Source organism: Streptomyces sp. NBC_01408 (genome assembly GCF_026340255.1).
In the GTDB taxonomy this organism is placed as follows: domain Bacteria; phylum Actinomycetota; class Actinomycetes; order Streptomycetales; family Streptomycetaceae; genus Streptomyces.
Genome location: NZ_JAPEPJ010000002.1, coordinates 274358 through 295186 on the forward strand (window position 1 = coordinate 274358; position 20829 = coordinate 295186).

Genomic DNA, 20829 nt, shown 5'->3' on the forward strand with positions numbered 1-20829 from the left:
CGCTGAACTGCGCCGAGGGGTCGGGCGGCGGGCTCGGCCGGACGGCTCGCGTCACAGCGTGAAGACGCGGGCGGCCACGGCTCCGGAGAACTCGGGGGACCACCTGAGCGTGCCGGGTCGGGGCAGGTCCAGCGCATCGGCCGGTACCGCGCCGCTCCGCGCCGTGAGCAGCACCCGCACCGGCCCCTTCGACCGCACCTCCGTCGGCTGGAGGGCCTCCCGGACGCGTAGGCGCCGCAGGCGGAGCCCTCCCCTGCCCACCCGGCCTACTTTATCTACACCTCGGGTTCCACCGGCCGCCCCAGGGCGGGCTGGTCCCGCACGAGGGCATCGTCAACCGGCTGTTGTGGATGCGGCACGCGTACGGCGTGCGGCCCGTACGTCGCGGTACGAAGAACGCCGACGCGAACGCCAGGCCGCGGCCGCCGTCGGCCCGATGTTCGGGGAATGTACGGGTGGCGGCGCGCCCGCCCGGAGGGCGGCTCCGCGTGGTTAGCATCGACGGGGTCCGCCGCACGGGAGAGGCAGTGATGAAGGAGTCCAGGGGCCTGGTGCTGATCGTCGAGGACGAGCGCCACATCGCCGATGTGGAACGGCTCTACCTGGCGCGCGAGGGCTTCGGCGTCCACGTCGAGTCCGACGGGGCCGCCGGGCTCGCGGCCGCGCGGCGGATGCGACCGGTGGCGATCGTGCTGGACATCGGCCTGCCGGGCATGGACGGCATCGCCTTCTGCCGCGCCCTGCGGGACGCCGGCGACTGGACCCCCGTACTGCTGGTCACCGCGCGCGGTGAGGAGGCGGACCGGATCCTCGGCCTGGAGCTGGGCGCGGACGACTACGTGACCAAGCCGTTCTCGCCGCGCGAGCTGGTCGCCCGCGTCAAGACCGTGCTGCGCCGCGCGGCGGGGCCGCCGGACCGGCCGGCCGAGAGCCTCGGCCGGCTCAGCGTGGATCCGGTCAGCCGTACCGTGCGCCGCGACGGCGAACCGGTCGAGCTCACGGCCACCGAGTTCAATCTGCTCGCGCACCTGCTCCAGCACGTGGGGCAGGTCTTCACCCGTGAGCAGCTGCTCGCCCAGGTATGGGGGTACCCGGGCTACCGCGACACCCGGATGGTCGACGTCTTCGTCTCGCAGCTGCGCGCCAAGCTCGGCGACGCGAGCCCGATCCGTACGGTCCGCGGCGTCGGCTACAGCGCGACGGCTCCCACCCCGTGAACCGGCCCGGGGCCGGCGCCGGTCCCCGCCCCCGGCGTGGCTCGCTCGTGCGCAACATCGTGGTGCTGACCACCGTGGTGGCGGCGCTCGCGGTGGGACTGACCGGCCTGATCGCCTGGCAGACCGCCGCGCGGGGCGCGGAGCAGCGCGAACGCGAACAGCTGACCCGTCAGGCCACGGTGCTCAGCCGCCTGCCCGCCCTGTCCGAGGCGCTGTTCAACGGCGCCCAGGTCCTGGGCGGGCCGAACGGCGTGCAGCTCGCGGTCATCGCCCCGGACGGCACGGTGAGCGGAACCGCCACCCCGGCGCTCGACCGGGCGTCGAAATCGGCTCTGCTGGCGGGGAAGCCGGTCTCCACCACCGGCATCCTGGGCGACCAGGAGGTCCTGCTGGTCGGACGGCCCGGGGTGCGCGGCGGGGCGGTCGTGCTGACCGAGCCGTACTCCGTCGTCACCGAGAACACGAACCAGATCCGCCGCAACGTGCTGGCGCCGCTGATCACCGGCATGCTCGGCGCGGCACTGGCCGGAGCACTCCTGGCCCGCCGCATCGCCCGTCCCCTCGTGAAGGCCGCGCAGATCGCGCACCGGCTGGCCGACGGTGAACGCGGCGTCCCGGCCCCGGTCGACGGCCCCCGGGAGACCGCGGACATCGGGCGCGCCCTCAACGTCCTGGACGGGGCCCTGGCGCGCAGTGAGAACCGGCAGCGGGAGTTCCTGCTCTCCGTCTCGCACGACCTGCGCACCCCCCTGACCGCACTGCAGGGGTACGCCGAGGCGCTCGCCGACGGCCTGATCGAGCCGGACCGGCTGCCCGAGGTCGGCGGCGTCCTGGCCGACGAGACCCGTCGCCTGGACCGCTTCCTGGGGGACCTGCTGGACCTGGCCCGGCTGGAGGCGGACGACTTCCGCCTCGACACCGCCCCGGCCGACCTCCGCGCGGTCGTCGCCGAGGCCGCCGCCTTCTGGACCGGGCCCTGCGCCCGCCACGGCGTCGATCTCCGGCTGGAACAGCCCGGGCAGCCCGGGCAGCCGGGGCAGCCCGTCGTCGTGGAAACGGACGCCTTCCGGGTCCGGCAGCTGATCGACGGCCTGGTGCAGAACGCCCTGCGGATCACGCCCCGGGGCGCACCCCTGGTCCTGGCCGTCCGGGCGGTCGCGGGCGGCGGGGCCGCACTGGAGGTGCGCGACGGCGGCCCCGGACTGACCGACGACGACGTCCGCGTCGCCTTCGACCGCGGCGCCCTCCACGAGCGCTACCGGGGCACCCGTCCGGCCGGCAGCGGCCTGGGGCTGGCCATCGCCCACCGGCTGACCGGCCGTCTCGGCGGCGCCATCCACGTCGAAGGGCACGGCCCGGAAGGCGGCGCCTGCTTCACCGTCACCCTCCCGCCGGCACCCGACGTCGCCTGAGGCCGCCTGAGGCCGCCGGCTCCCGTACCGGCAGCGCGCCGGCCCCCGTACGTTCCCCGAACAATGCGCCAACGGCCCCCTTACACGCGCCGCGCACAGTAAGGGCCCATGAACACTCAAGCGGCCGGGGAGCCCGGACTCCTCCACCGGAGCGGGCGCTGGTGCGCCCGGCATGCCTGGCGGGTCGTCGCCGTGTGGGCGCTGCTCCTCGTCGGCCTCGGGCTGGCCGACCGCCAGTGGGGCGGCACCTTCGCGGACAGCTTCTCCCTGCCCGGTACGAGCAGCCAGACCGGCGCCGACCTGCTCAAGGCCCACACCGCGACGTCCGGCGGCACGGCCGCCCCCATCGTGATCACGTCCGACCAGGGCCCGGTCGTCGCCACTCACCGGGCCGCGATCGACTCGGCCGTCGGCAACCTGAGCCGCCTGCCGGACGTCCTCTCGGTGGCCGACCCGCTCACCACGCCCGGGGCGGTCTCCCCCGGCGGCGACATCGCCCAGGTGACGGTCCGCTTCAGCGGCAACCCGGCGGGCTTCGACCCCTCCTACCTCGCCGGGGTCGACAGCGCCGTCCAGCCGCTGCGCGCCGACGGAGTCACCGTCGAGTACGGGGCCCCGCTCGGACAGCTCGCCACACCCAAGTCCGCCGACCGCGTCTCGGAGGCCATCGGGCTGACCGTCGCCGTGCTCGTGCTGCTGATCGGCTTCGGCAGCGTCGCCGCCACCGGGCTGCCGCTGCTGACGGCCGTGACCGGCCTGGCCGTCGCCCTGGGCGCGCTCGGACTGCTCGCCGGCCACGTCGGCTTCGCCCAGGCGTCCCCGACCCTGGCCGCGATGATGGGCCTCGGCATCGGCATCGACTACGCGCTCTTCCTTGCCACCCGCTACCGGGCCCTGCTGCACGCCGGCACGGAACCCGCCGAGGCGGTGGGGCGTACGGTCGCCACCAGCGGCCGGGCCGTGCTGGTCGCCGCCGCCACGGTCGCCATGGCCCTGGGCGGGCTCTGCATCTCGGGTGTGGGCTTCATCGGCACCCTCGGCCTCGCGGCCGGGCTCAGCGTCGTCGTGGCCGCCGCCGCGTCCGTGACACTGACCCCCGCGCTGCTCGGCCTGCTCGGGCGCCGCATCGACCGGTTCCACGTGCGTACGCCGGTCGCCGAACCCACCGGCGAGTCGGACGTGTGGCACCGCTGGGCCGCCAGGGTCAGCCGGCGCCCCTGGCTCGTCCTGGTCAGTGGCCTGCTCCTGCTCGGCGTCCTCTCCGTCCCGGTCGCGTCCATGCGGCTCGGCCACGTCGACGCCGGGGCGCAGTCCACCAGCAGGACCGACCGCCGCGCCTACGACCTGATCACCGAGGGCTTCGGCCCCGGCGCCAACGGCCCCCTCACCGTCGTCACCCACCTCGACAGCGGGCAGGTCGCCAGCCCCGCCCGGCGCCAGGACCTCGCCGCCTCCCTCCGGCACGCGCTGGCCGCCGTACCGGGTGTCGCCTCCGTGACGCCCCCGGCCCCCAGCCCCGACCAGGTCCTGCTCATCACCACCGTCACCCCCGCCACCGGCCCGCAGGACCGGGCCACCGCCGACCTGATCCACACCTTGCGGGACGACACGGTGCCGCGGGCCCTGGCGGGCACCGGTGCCACCGGCTACGTCACGGGCACCGCCGCCGCCACCCAGACCTTCACCGACACCCTCGTCGCCAAACTGCCCCTGATCATCGGTGTGGTCGTCGGCGGCGCCTTCCTGCTGCTGCTCACCGTCTTCCGCAGCCCGCTGGTCGCGCTCAAGGCCGCCGTGCTCAACCTGTTCTCCATCGCCGCCGCCTACGGCGTGGTCGTCGCCGTCTTCCAATGGGGCTGGGGAGGGCCTCTGCTCGGCGTCACGGAGAAGGTGCCCATCGAGTCCTACGTGCCGATGATGATGTTCGCGATCCTCTTCGGACTCTCCATGGACTACGAGGTCTTCCTGCTCTCCCGGATCCGCGAGACGTGGCTGCACCGGGGGGACAACCACCTGGCCGTCGCCACCGGACTCGCCGCCACGGCCCGCGTGATCAGCTGCGCGGCACTGATCATGACCAGTGTGTTCCTGGCCTTCCTGCTCTCCACGAACGTCGCCGTCAAGATGCTCGCCCTCGGCCTGGGTGTCAGCGTCGTCATCGACGCAACGGTGGTGCGGCTGCTCCTGGTGCCCGCGTCCATGTACCTCTTCGGACGCGCCAACTGGTGGCTCCCCGGCTGGCTGGACCGGCTCCTTCCGCATCTCGACCCGGAAGGACCCGCCGCCGCGCCCGCCGCCGCCCCCGCCCCGACGCCCGCCACCGCCCCCATCCCTGCACCCGCATCCGCATCCGCCCGGGGAGACCGACGATGAAGCCCCGCCCGAGGAGGGCCTGGGCCGCCGTGCGCCGTCACCTCGTCCTCACGGTCACCACCGCCCTGGTCCTGCTGACCGTCGTCGCCACGGGCGCGGCCGAGTTCACGGCCCGCACCCTGATCCAGAACCGCGTCGCGCGAGCGGCACCGGCCCTCGGCGACGACGTGACCGTCGGCGTGGCCGGCGACTGGGCGCTGTGGGGCCTGGCGCACCGGAGCGTCCCCCGGCTCGACATCAGCAGCGACGACGCCCGCCTCGGCCCCCTCTCCCAGGTCCGCGTCCGGGCACGGCTCGACGACGTCCGGCTCGGCGGGAGGCCCGGAGTCGGCAGCTCCCACGTGGAGGTGACGGTCCCGACGCGGTCCCTCGCGGCCGCGATCCGGACCGCCGCACCGGCCGTGGCGGTGGCCTCGGTCACCGCCGACCCGTCCCGGGGGACCGTCCTCGCCGCCGTCGGCCCGGGCGGCGCCGGGCAGTTGACGCTGCGTCCGGTACTTGCCGACGGGAAGGTCACCCTCGCCGTCGACGGGCTCACCGTGCTCGGCCGCCCCGTCCCCGCCGACCGGCTGGGCATGGGCGAAGGCGTTCTCGGACCGGGGCCGGGTGCTCCGAAGGACTACCCGATCGGGCTCACGGCCACGTCCGTGCGGGTCCGGCCGGACGGCCTGCACATCACCCTGGCGGGCGGCCACAGCCCCCTGCCGGCCGCCTGATCGGCGCCCGTCGACGACCGGCGCGGCGCGCGGTCCACTGCTCCGCCCCGGGGTGCGGCGCGGGCCGCGGGCCCGCGGGTTCCGTCCGGATCAGCCGCATGGCCCCGCGCGGGCACCGGCACCGGGCCGGGGTGATCGGCGAGCCTGGGAGCAGTCGCCGCGGGCCCCCTCTCCGGCCACTACGGCGACACACCGGACGGCGACCCGCCGTAGCCGTCCCGGGGGCCTGGCATCCGTACGAGCCCTGGAGCCCGAGTACCCATGAGCAGCGATCCCGCCGACGCCCCCACTCCCCCGCCGGCCGGTCACGGCCACGGGGATGCCCCAGTCTCCCGCCAGGAGTTCGACGCACTCTTCGAGGCGGTCCGCACGTGGGGCCGCTGGGCCGCGGCCGACCGGGGCGCCTGGAACAGGGTGACGCCGGACCACGTGCGCAGAGCCTCCGCCCTGATCCGCTCCGGCACGGTCGTCCCCATGGGGCGGCCCTGGGACACCCGGCCCGGACCGGACAACGCCCGGCCCGCGCTGCACTACATGTCCGACCTGGGCGACGTGGAGGCCCCGGAACCGTCCGCGTACAAGGACTTCCTTGCCGTGGACTACCACGGCAAGGGCGTGAGCCACCTCGACGCGCTGTCGCACATCGCCTATCGGGGGCGACTGTACGACGGCCGGGCGGCGCGCGAGGCCGTTGACGCCGGGGGAGCCCGCTTCGGCTCGGTGGCGGCGCTCGGCCCCCTCGTCACCAGGGGCGTACTGCTCGACCTGCCCGCCGTCCTCGGGGTCGACTGGCTGGAGCCCGGGCGTGCGGTGCACGTGCGGGACGTCATGGCCGCGGAGAAGGCACTCGACGTGTCGATCGGGGACGGCGACGCGGTGCTGCTGCGCACCGGCCGCTTCCGCCGGCGCCGGGAACTCGGCCCCTGGAACACCGCCGCGGCGAGCGCGGGCTGGCACGTGGACGCCATGCCGCTGCTGGCCGAGCGCGCCATCGCCCTGCTCGGCGGCGACGGGGACAGCGACGTGCGGCCGTCGCCGGTCGAAGGACTGCACTCCCCCGTCCACACGCTCGCCATCACCGCCATGGGGGTGCCGCTGCTGGACAACCTCGACCTCGAAGCGCTCTCCGCCGCCTGCGCCGGGGCGGGCCGTTACGCGTTCATGCTCGTCGTGACGCCGCTGAACGTCCCCGGCGGGACGGGCTCGCCCGTCAATCCGGTCGCCGTCCTGTGAGGGTGGGGTCCGGCCCACCGATCACTGCCCCAGACCCGACCTCATCGATCACTCCCCCAGACCCGCCCCCATAAGGTGAGGAATATACTCAAATCGGGCGATCGAGAGTGCTCCGGTGAGGAGAGTGGTGCAGATGGGGGTCGTGGGAGACCGCATCGGCCCTGTGCGTTCCCGTGACCGATTTCTGCATGGCGAGTCGGTCGAGGGGAGCGTGAGAAGCCCGATCCTGAGCTCGTGGCAGCGCTGCCGGCTGCTGGGGCTGTCGCCGGACCAGTCCGAGCTCCCCTTCACCGAGGACTTCGACCCGGACGGTGCACTGATCCGCGCCGCCGGGCCCGTGCTCGACCGGCTGCAGTCGATCTTCGCGGGCAGCCAGATGAACATCTGCCTCGCCGACGGACACGGCACGGTCCTCCAACGCCGTTTCGGGGACAAGGCCCTGCTCAGGCATCTCGCCCCGATCCAGAGCGTGCCCGGTTTCGTGTTCGCCGAGCAGGTCGCGGGGACGAACGGCATCGGCCTCACCCTCGCGGAGCGACGGCTCGTCCAGGTCTACGGCGCCGAACACTTCGCCGAGCGGTCCCAGGCGAGCGCCTGCACCGCGGTCCCCGTCCGCGACCAGCTCAGCGGGCGCATCGAGGGCGTCCTGTGCCTCGGCTATCCGTACACCGACGCGGACCCCTCGCTGGTCCCCCTGGTACGCAGGGCCGCCGAAGCCGTCGAACGACGGCTGATGGAGCAGAGCTCGGCGCGGGAGCGCGGCCTGCTCCAGGCGTACCTCGACACCGGGAGCCACGCCGGTCCGGCCGGGGGCGCTCTCGACGGGCACCCGCTCGCCATGGACGAGCTGCTCCAGAGCGAGCTGGACCAGCCCGACCAGTGGATCCTCAAGGAGAAGGCCACCGAGCTGATGTCCTCGGCCCAGCTGGCCGCCGCCGAGGTACCCCTGTCCCACGGCCGGTGGGTCACGCTCGTGAGCCGTCCCGTGACGAGTTCCTCCGGGGTGGAGGGCGTCGTCATCGAGGCGCTCCTCCCCGAGGACACGGACCGGCACGCCCCCGCCCCCGCTCACCCTGCCGTTCCCGCCGCCCCGGGCGCACCGCGCACCGCCGGCGCCGCCGACGGCACGGTCAGGGGGCTGGTGCTGGTCGGCGAGCCGGAAGTCGGCAAGTACGCCGTCGCGGCGCGACGCCGGCTGGAGCTGCTGGCCGAGGCCAGCAACCGCATCGGCACCACCCTGGACGTGGACCGCACAGCCTGGGAGCTCGCCGAGACGGCGGTCCCGCGCCTGGCCGACTTCGTCACCATCGACCTGCCCGAGGCCGTACTGCGCGGCGAGGAGTCCGCCCGCCCCACCACCGAGATGCACCGTACGGTGGTCCACGGCATCCGCGAGGACTGCCCCTTCTACCCGGTGGGCGACCTGGTCACCCTGCGCCCGACCACGCCCCACATGCGCTGCCTGGCGACCGGGCAGCCGGTACTGGAACCCGACCTGAAGGCCGCCTTCGGCTGGATCGCCCAGGACCCCGAGCACGCCGAGCGGCTCCTCGCCCACAACATCCACTCCCTGATCACCGTCCCCCTGCTCGCGCGCGGCGTCCTCCTGGGCATCGCCAGCTTCTACCGTTCGCAGGACCCCGCCCCCTTCGGGGACGACGACCGCTCGCTGGCCCAGGAACTCGCCGCCCGCGCCGCCCTGTGCATCGACAACGCCCGCCGCTACACCCGCGAACACACCCTGGCCCTGTCCCTGCAACGCAGCCTGCTCCCGCGCGGCCTTCCCGAGCAGGACGCCGTCGAGGTCGCCCACCGTTATCTGCCCGCCGAGCACGGAGTGGGCGGCGACTGGTTCGACGTCATCCCCCTCTCCGGCACCCGCGTCGCTCTCCTCGTCGGCGATGTCGTCGGCCACGGACTGCACGCCGCCGCCACCATGGGCCGGCTGCGCACCGCCGCCCGCAACTTCGCCGAACTGGAACTCGCCCCCGACGAGCTCCTCACGCACCTGGACAACCTCATGGTGCGCCTCGACCGGGAGGAGGGCGGCGACAACGCCGCCGCCGGCAGCACCGGCATCGTCGGCGCCACCTGCCTGTACGCCATCTACGACCCCACCTCGCAGACGTGCACGATGGCCCGCGCCGGGCACCCGCCGCCCGCGCTGGTCCGCCCCGACGGCGCCGTCACCCTCCTCGACCTGCCCGCCGGGCCCCCGCTCGGCCTCGGCGGCCTCCCGTTCGAGTCGGTCGAGATGCAGCTGCCCGAACACAGCCAGCTGGTCCTCTACACCGACGGACTCATCGCGGACCGCCATCGCGACATCGACGTGGCCCTGGACGCGCTGCTCCGCATACTGGCCCACCCGGACCGCGCCCCCGAGGACACCTGCCAGGCGGTCCTCGACGCCCTGGCACCCGAACACCCCGGCGACGACATCGCGCTGCTCGTCGCGCGCACCCACGCCCTGCCTCCCGACCGGATCGCCACCTGGGACCTGCCCGCCGACCCGGCCCGCGTCGGCGAGGTCCGTGCCGCCGCCACCACCCAGCTGAGCCGGTGGGGCCTGGACGAATCCGCTTTCGCCACGGAACTGCTGCTCAGCGAGCTGGTCACGAATGCCGTCCGCTACGGCACCGCGCCCATCCGGGTACGCCTCATCCGCGACCGCACCCTGATCTGCGAGGTGTACGACGCCAGCAGCACCGCCCCCCGCATGCGCTATGCGGCCATCACCGACGAAGGCGGCCGCGGCCTGTTCCTCGTGGCCCAGCTCGCCCAGGCCTGGGGCACCCGCTACACCACCGGCGGCAAGGTCATCTGGGCCGAGTGCGCCCTGGACGCGGCGGCGTGACCTGCCCGTCGCCTCCCCTCGACTCCCATCCGCCTCCCTCGCCCTCCCCTCGCCGCCGACCATCGACTCACCCATTCGCCCACTGAGGTCCATAAATGCGGCGATATGCGGCGAATCCACCGGAAGCTGCCCGTAGAATCCCGCATGCAGTCGGGAAGAACTCGGAGGCCGACCCCCGGAGAAGTCTGTGCATGACGCTCCCGACACCTCGACGGGCCCACCCTCCCGGTTCGGCGGGGAGCCCCTCGTCCGCGTGCGCGGTCTCAGCAAGCGGTTCGGCGGCACTCTCGCGCTGGCCTCGGTCGACCTCGACCTCCACCGGGGCAGCATCCTCGCCCTGCTCGGTCCCAACGGTGCCGGGAAGTCCACCCTCATCAAGGTGCTCGCCGGGGTCCACCACGCCGACGAGGGGGAGGTGACGGTGGCGGGGCACCCGCTCGGCTCCCGTGCCGCCACTTCGAACATGTCCTTCATCCACCAGGACCTCGGCCTCGTCGCCTGGATGACGGTCGCCGAGAACATCGCCCTGGGCACCGGCTACCCGCGCCGCCGCGGGCTGATCTCCTGGCGGCAGACCCGGGAGCGCTGCGCGCAGGCCCTGCGGATCGTCGCCGGACACCTGGACGCCGACGCCCGGATCGCCGACCTCGCCCCCGCCGAGCGCTCGCTGGTCGCCATCGCCCGCGCCCTGGCGACACGCGCCGAGCTCATCGTCCTCGACGAGCCGACCGCCACCCTCCCCGCCGCGGACTGCGCCCGGCTGTTCGACGTACTGCACGCCCTGCGCGACCGAGGGCACGGCATCCTCTACGTCAGCCACCGGCTCGACGAGGTGTACAAGGTCGCCGACACCTTCGCCGTCCTGCGCGACGGCCGCCTGGTCGACCGGGGCCCCCTCGCCGGCCACAGCCCCGCCCGCCTGGTGCACGCCATCGTGGGCCGCGAACCGGCGGGCCACCGGCCCACCACCGCCCCCGCCGCCGGCCCGCCCCTCCTGAGCCTCGACCGGATGACGACCGCCTACGCCGCCCGGATCAGCCTGGACCTGCGGGCCGGCGAGATCCTCGGCATGGTGGGCCTGACCGGCGCCGGCCACATGGACCTGGGCCGCGCCCTCGCCGGCGCCCGGCCGATCCTCGGTGGGCGGGCGCTGCTCGACGGCCGGCCGTACCACCCGTCCAAGGTCTCGGCCGCGCTCGATGCGGGCGTCGGCTTCGTGGCGGGCAACCGTCAGGAGGAAGGCTGCGCCGCCGAACTGACCGTGCGGGAGAACTTCCTGGCCAACCCCCGGTCGGCCGGTGTGCCCGCACTGCACTGGATCAGCCCCCGGCGGGAGCGCGCCGAGGCCACCGCCCTGATCGACCGGTTCTCGGTGCACCCCCGCGACAGCGAGGTGCCGATCGCCACCCTGTCCGGCGGCAACCAGCAGAAGGTCATGGTCGGCCGGTGGCTCCGGGGAGGCCTTCGCCTGCTCATCCTCGAAGAGCCGACCGCCAGTGTGGACGTCGGCGCCAAGGCCACGATCTACCGCCTGCTCGACGACGCGCTGGCCGCCGGCCTGGCGGTACTGCTCATCTCCACCGATTTCGAGGAGGTCGCGGGCGTGTGCCACCGCGCCCTGGTGTTCGTACGCGGAACCGTGGCCGCCGAGCTGACCGGCGCGGCCCTCACCGTCGCCGAACTCACCCGGACCGCCTCGGCCATGCCCCCCATCACCGGAGCTGCGACGAGCCGATGACCGACTCCCCCTCGCCCCGATCCGTGCTGGGCCGCCTTCACGGGCACCTCGTCGGCACCTACGGCCTGCTGGCCCTCGCCGCCCTGCTCTTCCTGGTCTTCTCCCTCGCCCTGCCGCACACCTTTCCGACGCGGGACAACATCTCCTCGATCCTGTCCAACCAGTCGATCCCCGCCATCCTGGCGCTCGGCGCGACGATCCCCATCGCCACCGGAAAGTTCGACCTGTCCATCGGCTACGGTCTCGGCCTGGCGCACGTCATGGTGCTGCAGCTCATCGTCAACGAAGGCTGGCCCTGGCCCCTCGCCTGCCTCGTGGTGGTGTGCGGAGGGGCGGCGGCCGGCGCCCTCAACGGGGTCATCGTCGAATTCGGGCAGATCGACTCCTTCATCGCCACGCTCGGCACCGGCAGCATGATGTACGCCTTCACCGGCTGGATCACCGACGGCGCCCGGATCGTTCCCGGCCCGAGCGGCCTGCCCGCCTCCTTCACCGGCATCTACGACTCCCGGTTCCTCGGGCTGCCGGTACCCGCCTTCTACATCCTGGCCGTCACCGCCGTCCTCTGGCTGGTGCTGGAGCGGCTGCCGGCCGGCCGGTACCTGTACGTCATCGGCTCCAACCCGCGTGCCGCGGGCATCCTCGGCATCCCCACCCACCGGTACTCCGTCTACGCCTTCGCCGGATCGGGCCTGGTCGTCGGCTTCGCCGGGGTCCTCCTCGCCGCCCAGCAGCAGACCGGCAACCCGAGTGTCGGGCTGGACTACCTGCTGCCCGCCTTCGTCGGCGCCCTGCTCGGGTCCACCACCATCAGACCCGGCCGCGCCAACGCCCTCGGCACCCTCGTCGCCGTGGCCGTCCTCGCCATCGGCCTCGCCGGCATCGGCCAGTTCGGCGTCCAGTTCTGGGCCACCCCACTGTTCAACGGGGTCACCCTGCTCATCGCCGTCGGCCTGGCCGGCTACTCAGCCCGCCGCCGGCTGCGCACCGGCGCCACCGAGACCCGCCGGTCCCTCGCCGAACCGCCGTCCGCACCGGCGGAGAACGGCCACCCCTAGCCAGCTGAGCGAGTCCTGTCGCCGGAAAGGTTCACCGTGTACTCGAAGTACTCGCAGCGCAAGACCAGCGTCACCGCCGCAGCCCTGCTGACGGCGGCCGTCACCCTCGTCGCCGGCTGCGGCAGCGGCCCGTCGGCGGGCAGCGGACCCTCGCAGGCCGGCTGCCCCGCCGCCCTCGCCAAGGCCCGGGCGGCCGTTCAGCAGGCCGAGAACACGGACGCCTCCTGGAACGGCCCCACCAGCGGCCCCGCGGCAGTGCCCGGCAAGACCATCATCTACGTCGCGCAGACCATGACCAACCCCGGCGTCGCGGGCGTCGCCAAAGGGTTGGAGGAAGCCGCGAGGACCGTCGGCTGGAAGGTACGGGTGATCGACGGCGAGGGCACCCCCGCAGGCATCCAGGCGGCCCTCAGCCAGGCCGTCACCCTCAAGCCCTCGGGCATCGTCATCGGCGGCTTCGATCCCCAGCTGACCGCGCAACAGACGGCCCGGGCCCGAGCGGCGCACATCCCGCTGATCGGCTGGCACGCGGTGGGCACCCCCGGCCCGGACGAGGCCACCGGGCTCTTCACCAACATCACCACGAAGGTGGAGGACGTGGCGAGGATCAGCGCGGACTGGATCATCTCCCGGTCCGACGGCGACGCCGGAGTCGTCGTCTTCACCGACGACTCCATCCCGTTCGCCAGGAACAAGGCCGAACTGATCACGAAGGAGCTCGCCACCTGTTCCGGCGTGAAGCTCCTGGCGTACGAGAACATCCCCATCCCGGACGCGAGCAGCCGCACCCCCCAGGAGGTCTCCTCGCTCCTGTCCCGCTTCCAGAACAGGTGGACCCACTCGGTCGCCATCAACGACCTGTACTTCGCCGACGCCGCTCCGGCCCTGCGCGCGGCGGGCAAGCCGGGCTCCGGACCGCCCTTCAACATCGGCGCGGGCGACGGCGACCCCTCCGCCTTCCAGCGCATCAACAACGAGCAGTTCCAGGCCGCCACCGTCCCCGAGCCGCTGTCCCAGCAGGGCTGGCAGATCGTCGACGAGTTCAACCGCGCCTTCGCCGGCGGCCCGGCGAGCGGCTACGTCGCCCCCGTCCACGTCGCCACGGCCGCCAACAACAGCGGCGCCACGTCCTGGGACCCGTCCGGCTACCGCGAGGCGTACCGCGGGATCTGGCAGAAGTGACGGCCCCTGCCGCCGGGACCGGTCACGTACGGAGCGAGGGCGCCGAGGCAGGAGATCCGTCGCGGTCCCAGCGCAGGGCGGCGACCGTGGCCGGAAGCGCGATCAGTGCCCAGATGCACACCGTCATTCCCACTGCGGTCCACGCGTCCCACACACTGAGCGCGAAGTACGCCACGGTGAGCGGTACCACCACCACGGCCAGGCCCTTCGCCATGCCGAACGGGACCCGGGGTACGACGGGGCGGCCGGCGGCGAGGCAGCGCGCCCGACGGGCACTGCCGAACACGGCGATGAAGGCCAGCATCGTCGCCCAGACACCGATCAGCGTGAGGCCGGCGAACATGGTGGCCTCGTCCGGCAGCCCGGGGAGCGTCTCGCTGACCCCGTCGTGGCTGACGGAGACCCGGACGTCGCGCCAGGTGGTGACCTCCACCTGGTCGCCGGGCTCGATGAGCCGCGACAGTTCGCCGTCCGAATCGAGGTCCATCGGTCGGTCGGCGGGAGCCGGAACGGGGGCCAGCAACCGCACGCGGAAGACGTCCGCCTTGCCGCTCTTGGCGACCTCGGCGGAGCGCACCGTGCCACGGATCGTGTGCAGGCAGTCCGCCGCCGTCCCCCTGGCCGACTGCGCGCCGGCGCACGGCCGTGCGTCCAGGAACGCCTGCTCCTCGGCGATCCGCCCGGGGACGAGAAGGCTCATCGCGACGGAGAAGGCAAGCAGCACCACTCCCAGCAGCGCCCAGGCCACCGCACGCATCCGCTCCCGCCGGGCGCGGCCCGGCGCCGACTGTTCCACCGTGTCCAGAACCATTTCGTCTCCCCCCGTCAACGCACAAAAGATCACCGAATACGTCCGCCGAGGCAAGCCATATGGCCGAAACCCCTTGGATACCGCTCCCCCGGCTCGTCAGGGGCCGTTCACTCCTTCGGACGCGGCCCGCTGGCGTCCGCCCGCTCCGCGCGGTCCGCTGCAAGGTGAACCCCCACCGGCAGGAGAGGACGGGCCATGACGGACGAAGGTGCCAGCACCCCAGGCGGGGAGCCCGCACGCGACCCGGGCACGGACGCCGAGCGCACTGAACTCGAACGGCTGCATGCCCGAGTAGCGGCGCTGGAGGCCGGCAAGGCGGCCCGGGAGCCCCATCACCGGTGGAAGTCCTTCTTCGCCGCTCTGCTCATCGTCATCGGCTGCGTCCTCGCCCCGCTCGGAGCCGTCGCGTCGTGGGCGTCGAGCCAGGTCGGCGACACGGACCGCTACGTGCAGACGGTCGCCCCGCTGGCGTCCGACCCGGACATCCAGGCGGCGGCGGCCACCCGGGTCACCAACGCGGTGATGGAGCACATCGACGTACCGAAGCTGCTGGAAGGCGCGGCGCCCGCCGACCGGCCAAGCCTGGAGAAGGCACTCGGGGCGCTGGGCAACTCACTGGAGAACGCCGTCCGCAGCTTCGTCCACGACAAGTCGCAGGACATCATCGCCTCCGAAACCTTCGAGCGGATCTGGACCGAGGCCAACCGCCGCATCCACGCCTCGGTGGTGAAGGCCCTCACGGGCAGCAGCGAAGGCGCGGTGAAGATCAAGAACGACTCGGTGACCCTCGACCTGGGCCCGGTCGTCGACCAGGTCAAACAGCGCCTCGTCGACGAAGGAATGTCGGTGGCCGCGAAGATCCCCGAGGTGCACACCGACTTCACCGTGCTGCAGTCGGAGGACATCGGCAAGGTCAAAACCTATTTCCGCCTCCTGCAGATCGTCGGCGACTGGCTTCCGGTGCTCTCGGTGCTCCTCATCGCCGCCGGTGTGCTCCTCTCCCGCCACCGCCGCCGCGTCCTCGTGACGGCGGCCCTCGCCTTCGCCTTCGCCACGCTCCTGCTCGGCGTCGCCCTGACGGTCTTCCGTGTGGTGTACCTGAACGCGCTGCCGGACAGCGTCTCGCAGCCCGCGGCCGGGAGCGTCTACGACGTGATGACGCGCTACCTCCGAACGACGGTCCGGATGGCCGTGGTGCTCGGCGTGGTGGTCGCGCTGGCCGCCTGGCTGACCGGCCCCGGCCGCACGGCCACGCTCGTACGGCAGTTGTGGCACTCGGGCATCGGCGCCGTCCGCTCCACGGCGGACCGCGCGGGCATGCGAACCGGCCCGGTCGGCCCGTTCATCCAAAGCCACCGCGGCTGGATCACCTGGATCCTGGTCGCCGCGGCCGTACTGACCGTATTCCTGTGGAGCTACCCGACCGGCTGGGTCATCGTCGGCATCGCACTCGTGCTCCTCTTCGCGCTGGCTCTGGTGGAATTCCTCGGGCAGAACGGGACCGGCCGGAGCGCGGGGCAGGACGGGAAGTCACGAAGCACCGCCTAACGGGAATACCAGCCTGGACAGGGCAGGTGCGTGACGTTCAGGCCCCGTTGCTACTTCTGAGTACTCGCACGGTCATGTAGCGTCCGGAACCGTTTGATCCGTTTCGGCGCTCCCGACCCCCGATGAGGATTCATGACCGCCACGTCCGACGCCCCGATCACCTCTGCCCCGAGCCGACGGTCCGGTGAGCACGCCGCCCGTGGGGCGCTTCGGCGCCCCGGCTCCCTGAGCGGCGCCGTCCCGCCGTCCGCCGCGGGCAGGCCATCTCGAATAACGGACGGAGGAGCGCTGGTCCCTTGAGATTCAGGATCAACCGCCCCGGCAACACCTCCGACGTCCCTACCCCGCGGGATCCGGCGCCCACGCCGGCCGCGCATACCGTTGAACCCGAGGTCGCCGAGGCGCCCTTGTCGGCCCACGAGATCGACCTCATACGCGCCTCCGTCTCGGTGGTCGAGCCGCTGGCCGCGGAGATGACGGTCTACTTCTACGCGATCCTCTTCGCCCGCTATCCCGAGGTCCGCCCCATGTTCCCGCCGGGGATGGACTCCCAGCGCGGCCGTCTGCTGCGCGCGCTGCTGCGCATCGTGGACCTGGTCGACGACCCTGCGAGCCTGGTCCGCTTCTGCGGACACCTCGGGCGCGACCACCGCAAGTTCGGCACGCTCAGCGCGCACTTCCCGGCCGTGGGCGAATGCCTCCTCGCCTCGCTCGCCCGTTACGCCGGCCCCGCGTGGACCGCGGACATCGCCGCTGCCTGGACCAAGGCGTACGGCGTGGTCGCCGAGGTCATGATCAGTGCCGCCGAAGAGGACGAGGCGGTACGGCCCGCCGTGTGGCCCGCCACGGTGGTGCACCGCGTCTCGCGCGGAAACGGCATCGCCGAGGTCACCGTACGCCCCCACCTGCCCTACGAGTACGCCGCGGGCCAGTACGTCAGCGTCGAGACCCCGTGGTGGCCGAAGCACTGGCGCTACTACTCCCCCGCCAACGCGCCCCGCGAGGACGGCACCCTCACCTTCCACGTGCGTGCCGTGGCCGGCGGCTCGGTGAGCGAGGCCCTGGTGCACCGCGCCGTGGTGGGCGACGTGGTCCGCCTGGGAGCCCCGCTGGGAGACATGGTGCTGGACGCCGCCGTCCACCGGGACCTGCTCTGCGTGGCCGGCGGCACCGGCCTCGCCCCGATCCGGGCCCTCGTCGAAGAGGTGGCCCGGCGCGGCGGGCACCACCAGGTGGACCTGTTCCTCGGCGCCCGCACCGGCGCCGAGCTGTACGGGGTCGACGACATGCTCCGGATGGCCCAGCGGCACCACTGGCTGGCCATCAGGGGCGCGGTCTCCCACGAGTACATCCCCGGGATCCGGGGGTCCCTGCCGGAGGTGCTGGCCGAGTACGGACCGTGGTACCAGCACGACGTCTACCTCAGTGGCCCCGCCCAGATGGTCGTCTCCGCCACCGAGACGCTCACGCTCGGCGGCACCTCGCCCGACCGCATCCATCACGACCCGTTCGAGACGCCCGTCCTGTCCCTTCCCTGAGCCACGCGCTTGCCCGTCCTGCCAGGAGAACACCCGTGACCTTGCCCCCGCCGCGCTTCGGATCAGCCGGTGAACACCGGCTGCAGCAGCAACTGGGTACCGCCGAGCGTGCCGCCCGCTTCTACGACCAGCAGGTACGCCCCTGTCTCACCCCCGAGATGCGGGAGTTCATCGGCCGCCAGACCATGCTCTTCCTGGCGACTGCCGACTCCCACGGAAACTGCGACTCCAGCTTCCGCGCCGGGCCGCCGGGATTCGTCCACGTGATCGACGACCACTCGCTCGCCTACCCCGAATTCCGCGGGAACGGGGTCGTCGCCAGCGCGGGCAACATCACCGAGAACCCCCACCTCGGCCTGCTGTTCGTGGACTTCACCCACGACCACGTCGGACTTCACGTCAACGGCGTGGCCCAGCTCTACACCGACGCGGGCCTGCGCTCCCGCCACCCCGGCCTGCCCACCGGCCTCGCGCCCGGGCGCGGCCCGGAGATGTGGGTCCGCCTGAGCGTCGAAGAGGCGTACATCCACTGCTCCAAGTACATACCCCACCTGGAGCCGGCCCCCCGTCCCGGCGGCCATGACGCCGCGCGCCCCAAGGACTCGGACTACTTCACCGGGCTCGGCACGCCGGGCTGAACCCCTCGTTCGGAGCAAGCGGCAGCCAGAAATCCTCTCGGCGTGACGTGGCGGTACCAGGGGCGCGCGGCCGTCCGGTCGCCTGCCGAGGCGGTCCCGAGCGGTTGCCGCGGCGTCGATCCGGGTGCGGTGTGGAGGGGCACAGGGTGGGCGCGGGACCTCAAGGCCGCCGCGCGTCGCCGCGCGCCGTACCGCACGGGAGGATGCACCGAATGAGCACTGGCAACGGCTTCCTGACCGCCGAGCAGCTGATGAACCTGATCGTCTACGACGCCGACGGGGAAAAGATCGGAACCATCGGTCGGGTCTACCTCGACGACACGACGGGCCTGCCCGAGTGGGTCACCGTCAGAACGGGCTGGTTCGGGACGAAGGCGTCGTTCGTCCCGCTCGCCGGTGCCCGCAGCGACGGCCAGGCCCTGCACATCCCGCACACCGGGAACGCCGTCAAGGACGCCCCTCGCGTCGACGCCGACGAGCACATGGACATCGAGGAGGAGCGCAGGCTCTACCGGCACTACGGCCTGGGCGACTCCGACGGGGACGGCGACGGGAAGGTCCACCGCACCTCCGTCGACGCCCCCGGCATCGCCACCGGAACGTACGTCGACGACGGGGAGGGCCGCGGCACGGACAGGTGACCGGCAGGAGGGTAGGCTCTCCGCGGCATTCGGGGCGGGGGCAGCGGTCGGGCCCAACTGCCGTAAACAGGGGATGAGTCGACATGAGCGGTGCACCGTCTGGGGAGCCCTTCCAGCCGTTGGGGGACGATGACCCCGCCGTGGTGGGCGGGTACCGGCTGGCGGCGGTCCTGGGCGCGGGCGGCATGGGCAAGGTGTACCTGTCGTTCACGCCGGGCGGTCGCCCCGTCGCGCTGAAGGTGATCCGGTCCGAGTTCAGTCAGGATCCCGAGTTCCGGCGCCGTTTCCAGCGGGAAGTGCAATCCGCCCAGCGGGTGCAGGGCCTGTACACGGCGCCGGTCATCGACTTCGACACCGACGGTGCGCGGCCCTGGCTCGCCACCGCCTACGTACCCGGGCCCTCGCTCGCCGAAGCGGTTTCGACGTACGGCGCGCTGCCGCTGCGCAGCGTGCTCCTGCTGACCGTCGGGGCCGCCGAGGCCCTGCACGTCATCCACGCCGCGGGCATCGTGCACCGCGACCTGAAGCCCGCCAACGTCCTGCTCGCCCCGGACGGTCCGCGCGTCATCGACTTCGGCATTGCCCGCGCCGCCGACAACACGGCCCTCACCGGCACCGGCGTCAGCGTGGGCACGCCGTCCTTCATGGCGCCCGAGCAGGCGGCGGGCGGTACCGTGACGCCCGCCACCGACATCTTCGCCCTCGGCCAGATCGCGGCCTACGCGGCGATCGGGGCGCCTGCCTACGGCGGCGGCCCTTCCCACGCCGTGCTGTACCGGATCGTCCACGAGGAGCCCGACCTCAGCCGGCTGCCCTCCGAGCTGCGGCCGCTGGTCGCCCGGTGCCTCAGCCGCGAGCCGGCCGAGCGGCCCGCCCTGACCGAGGTCATCGATCTGTGCCACGGCCTCTCCACCGACCCGCTGCGGCAGGGCGGGGACTGGCTGCCGCAGACGCTGGCCGGGTCCCTCACCGCCCGCCAGCACCTCCCGGAACCCGTCCGCACGCCGCCGCCCGCCCTGCCGACTCCCACCGCGTACTCCCCGCAACCGCCGCCGCCCGGTGGGGTCGACCCGTACGCACCGACCGGCTTCGGGCCGGCGTCCGCGCCCACGCAGACCGCGCCGGGCAGGCCGGGGACGGCGCCGGCCGGCCCCGGTTTCCCGCCCGCCCCGCCGCCTGTCGTCAGCGGGCAGCAGAACTGGGCACCGCCGCCACCACCGCGGCGGAAGAAGAACCGCGGCCTGGTCATCGCCGGCGCGGTGGCGGCAGCGGTGATCGGGCTGGCCGTCATCAACGCGCTCCTGCCGGACGGCTCGGGCAAGGACGGCTCGGGCAAGGACAACGCGAAGCAGCCCACCGCCGGCAGCTCAGGTGGAGCGTCGGGCGGGAAGCGGCCGGACCCCCAGCCCGCCGAGTACAAGGGCATCGACCTGACCGAGAACTACTTCGTGATGCTGGCCGACAACCCGCCGCGTCCGACGAGCAAGGACGGCAACCCCGGCTTCAGCAGCAAGGGGGACGTGTTCTACCAGCCGCGCGTGCTCAATGTGGTGGAGCGCGACGAGATCGGCACGGGCAACGGCAAGCTGGTGCTGCTGCAGAGCGGGCAGCAGGGTTCTCTGGACACCTGCCGCTCGGAGACCCGTTACAGCGAGTCGATCCGCCTCGACCAGCTCAGCGACGGCTCGCAGCTCTGTGTCCTGAGCGATGCCGGACACATCGCGGTGGCGACGTACCGCGGCAAGTCGGGTGCGAACGATCCGAGCAAGTACATCACCCTCGACCTGACCATCTGGCGCAACGCCGAGGATCCGCAGAAGAAGGGGTGAGCGACCCGGCCGGCCGGCTCGGGCGTAGGCTTCGCTCAGCA

16 protein-coding genes are annotated in these 20829 nt (G+C 73.1%); 14 read left to right on the forward strand and 2 right to left on the reverse strand.

Annotated features, from left to right (window positions below; all coding sequences use genetic code 11):
* Positions 1–51: 51 nt before the first annotated feature.
* The gene (locus OG447_RS23675) at positions 52–261 is read right to left on the reverse strand and encodes a hypothetical protein (protein WP_266939203.1); all 210 of its coding nucleotides are present in this window, start codon (positions 259–261) and stop codon (positions 52–54) included.
* Positions 262–530: 269 nt separating this feature from the next.
* Between OG447_RS23675 and OG447_RS23680 the strand changes: the two genes are divergently transcribed.
* The 9 genes from OG447_RS23680 to OG447_RS23720 all read left to right on the forward strand — a co-directional run bounded on the left by OG447_RS23680 (position 531) and on the right by OG447_RS23720 (position 13783).
* Positions 531–1217, forward strand: a complete 687-nt coding sequence (locus OG447_RS23680) for a response regulator transcription factor (protein WP_266939204.1) — start codon at positions 531–533, stop codon at positions 1215–1217.
* 47 nt (positions 1218–1264) lie between these two features.
* Positions 1265–2629, forward strand: coding sequence for a HAMP domain-containing sensor histidine kinase (locus tag OG447_RS23685; RefSeq protein WP_266939205.1), 1365 nt, complete (start codon positions 1265–1267; stop codon positions 2627–2629).
* Positions 2630–2737: 108 nt separating this feature from the next.
* A complete protein-coding gene (locus OG447_RS23690; RefSeq protein ID WP_266939206.1) occupies positions 2738–5002 on the forward strand; it encodes an MMPL family transporter in 2265 nt (754 codons plus the stop codon).
* A 29-nt stretch (positions 5003–5031) separates the two neighbouring features.
* Positions 5032–5718 (forward strand): LmeA family phospholipid-binding protein, encoded by a 687-nt coding sequence (locus OG447_RS23695; protein ID WP_266939207.1) that lies wholly within the window; start codon positions 5032–5034, stop codon positions 5716–5718.
* 261 nt (positions 5719–5979) lie between these two features.
* Positions 5980–6951, forward strand: coding sequence for a cyclase family protein (locus tag OG447_RS23700; RefSeq protein ID WP_266939208.1), 972 nt, complete (start codon positions 5980–5982; stop codon positions 6949–6951).
* A 133-nt stretch (positions 6952–7084) separates the two neighbouring features.
* On the forward strand, positions 7085–9805 hold the full coding sequence (locus tag OG447_RS23705; protein ID WP_266939209.1) for a SpoIIE family protein phosphatase: 2721 nt from the start codon (positions 7085–7087) through the stop codon (positions 9803–9805).
* 187 nt (positions 9806–9992) lie between these two features.
* Positions 9993–11543 carry a sugar ABC transporter ATP-binding protein gene (locus tag OG447_RS23710; protein ID WP_266939210.1) on the forward strand — a complete coding sequence of 517 codons (1551 nt, stop codon included), beginning with the start codon at positions 9993–9995 and terminating at the stop codon, positions 11541–11543.
* The gene (locus tag OG447_RS23715) at positions 11540–12601 is read left to right on the forward strand and encodes an ABC transporter permease (RefSeq protein ID WP_266939211.1); all 1062 of its coding nucleotides are present in this window, start codon (positions 11540–11542) and stop codon (positions 12599–12601) included. The genes OG447_RS23710 and OG447_RS23715 overlap by 4 nt, the downstream gene beginning before the upstream one ends.
* A 36-nt stretch (positions 12602–12637) precedes the next feature.
* Positions 12638–13783 carry a substrate-binding domain-containing protein gene (locus OG447_RS23720; protein ID WP_266939212.1) on the forward strand — a complete coding sequence of 382 codons (1146 nt, stop codon included), beginning with the start codon at positions 12638–12640 and terminating at the stop codon, positions 13781–13783.
* A 22-nt stretch (positions 13784–13805) separates the two neighbouring features.
* On the opposite strand, the gene OG447_RS23725 is transcribed toward OG447_RS23720, so the two are convergent.
* Positions 13806–14594, reverse strand: coding sequence for a hypothetical protein (locus OG447_RS23725; protein ID WP_266939213.1), 789 nt, complete (start codon positions 14592–14594; stop codon positions 13806–13808).
* Between the two features lie 195 nt (positions 14595–14789).
* On the opposite strand from OG447_RS23725, the gene OG447_RS23730 reads away from it, so the two are divergent.
* From OG447_RS23730 to OG447_RS23750, 5 genes are all read left to right on the forward strand, one after another.
* Positions 14790–16142, forward strand: a complete 1353-nt coding sequence (locus tag OG447_RS23730) for a hypothetical protein (RefSeq protein ID WP_266939214.1) — start codon at positions 14790–14792, stop codon at positions 16140–16142.
* A 296-nt stretch (positions 16143–16438) separates the two neighbouring features.
* Positions 16439–17680: a globin domain-containing protein gene (locus tag OG447_RS23735; protein ID WP_266939215.1), complete on the forward strand. Its 1242-nt coding sequence runs from the start codon at positions 16439–16441 to the stop codon at positions 17678–17680.
* Between the two features lie 35 nt (positions 17681–17715).
* A complete protein-coding gene (locus OG447_RS23740) occupies positions 17716–18318 on the forward strand; it encodes a pyridoxamine 5'-phosphate oxidase family protein (RefSeq protein WP_266939216.1) in 603 nt (200 codons plus the stop codon).
* A 212-nt stretch (positions 18319–18530) separates the two neighbouring features.
* On the forward strand, positions 18531–18959 hold the full coding sequence (locus tag OG447_RS23745; RefSeq protein WP_266939217.1) for a PRC-barrel domain-containing protein: 429 nt from the start codon (positions 18531–18533) through the stop codon (positions 18957–18959).
* Between the two features lie 83 nt (positions 18960–19042).
* Positions 19043–20788: a serine/threonine-protein kinase gene (locus OG447_RS23750; protein ID WP_266939218.1), complete on the forward strand. Its 1746-nt coding sequence runs from the start codon at positions 19043–19045 to the stop codon at positions 20786–20788.
* The last annotated feature ends 41 nt before the right edge of the window (positions 20789–20829 follow it).

Excerpts from the sequence above, each read along its gene's own strand:
- OG447_RS23730 (WP_266939214.1), top strand. The coding sequence starts at position 14,790 with ATGACGGACGAAGGTGCCAGCACCCCAGGCGGGGAGCCCGCACGCGAC.
- OG447_RS23750 (WP_266939218.1), top strand. The coding sequence starts at position 19,043 with ATGAGCGGTGCACCGTCTGGGGAGCCCTTCCAGCCGTTGGGGGACGAT.
- OG447_RS23700 (WP_266939208.1), top strand. The coding sequence starts at position 5,980 with ATGAGCAGCGATCCCGCCGACGCCCCCACTCCCCCGCCGGCCGGTCAC.
- OG447_RS23715 (WP_266939211.1), top strand. The coding sequence starts at position 11,540 with ATGACCGACTCCCCCTCGCCCCGATCCGTGCTGGGCCGCCTTCACGGG.
- OG447_RS23705 (WP_266939209.1), top strand. The coding sequence starts at position 7,085 with ATGGGGGTCGTGGGAGACCGCATCGGCCCTGTGCGTTCCCGTGACCGA.
- OG447_RS23725 (WP_266939213.1), bottom strand. The coding sequence starts at position 14,594 with ATGGTTCTGGACACGGTGGAACAGTCGGCGCCGGGCCGCGCCCGGCGG.
- OG447_RS23745 (WP_266939217.1), top strand. The coding sequence starts at position 18,531 with ATGAGCACTGGCAACGGCTTCCTGACCGCCGAGCAGCTGATGAACCTG.
- OG447_RS23690 (WP_266939206.1), top strand. The coding sequence starts at position 2,738 with ATGAACACTCAAGCGGCCGGGGAGCCCGGACTCCTCCACCGGAGCGGG.
- OG447_RS23680 (WP_266939204.1), top strand. The coding sequence starts at position 531 with ATGAAGGAGTCCAGGGGCCTGGTGCTGATCGTCGAGGACGAGCGCCAC.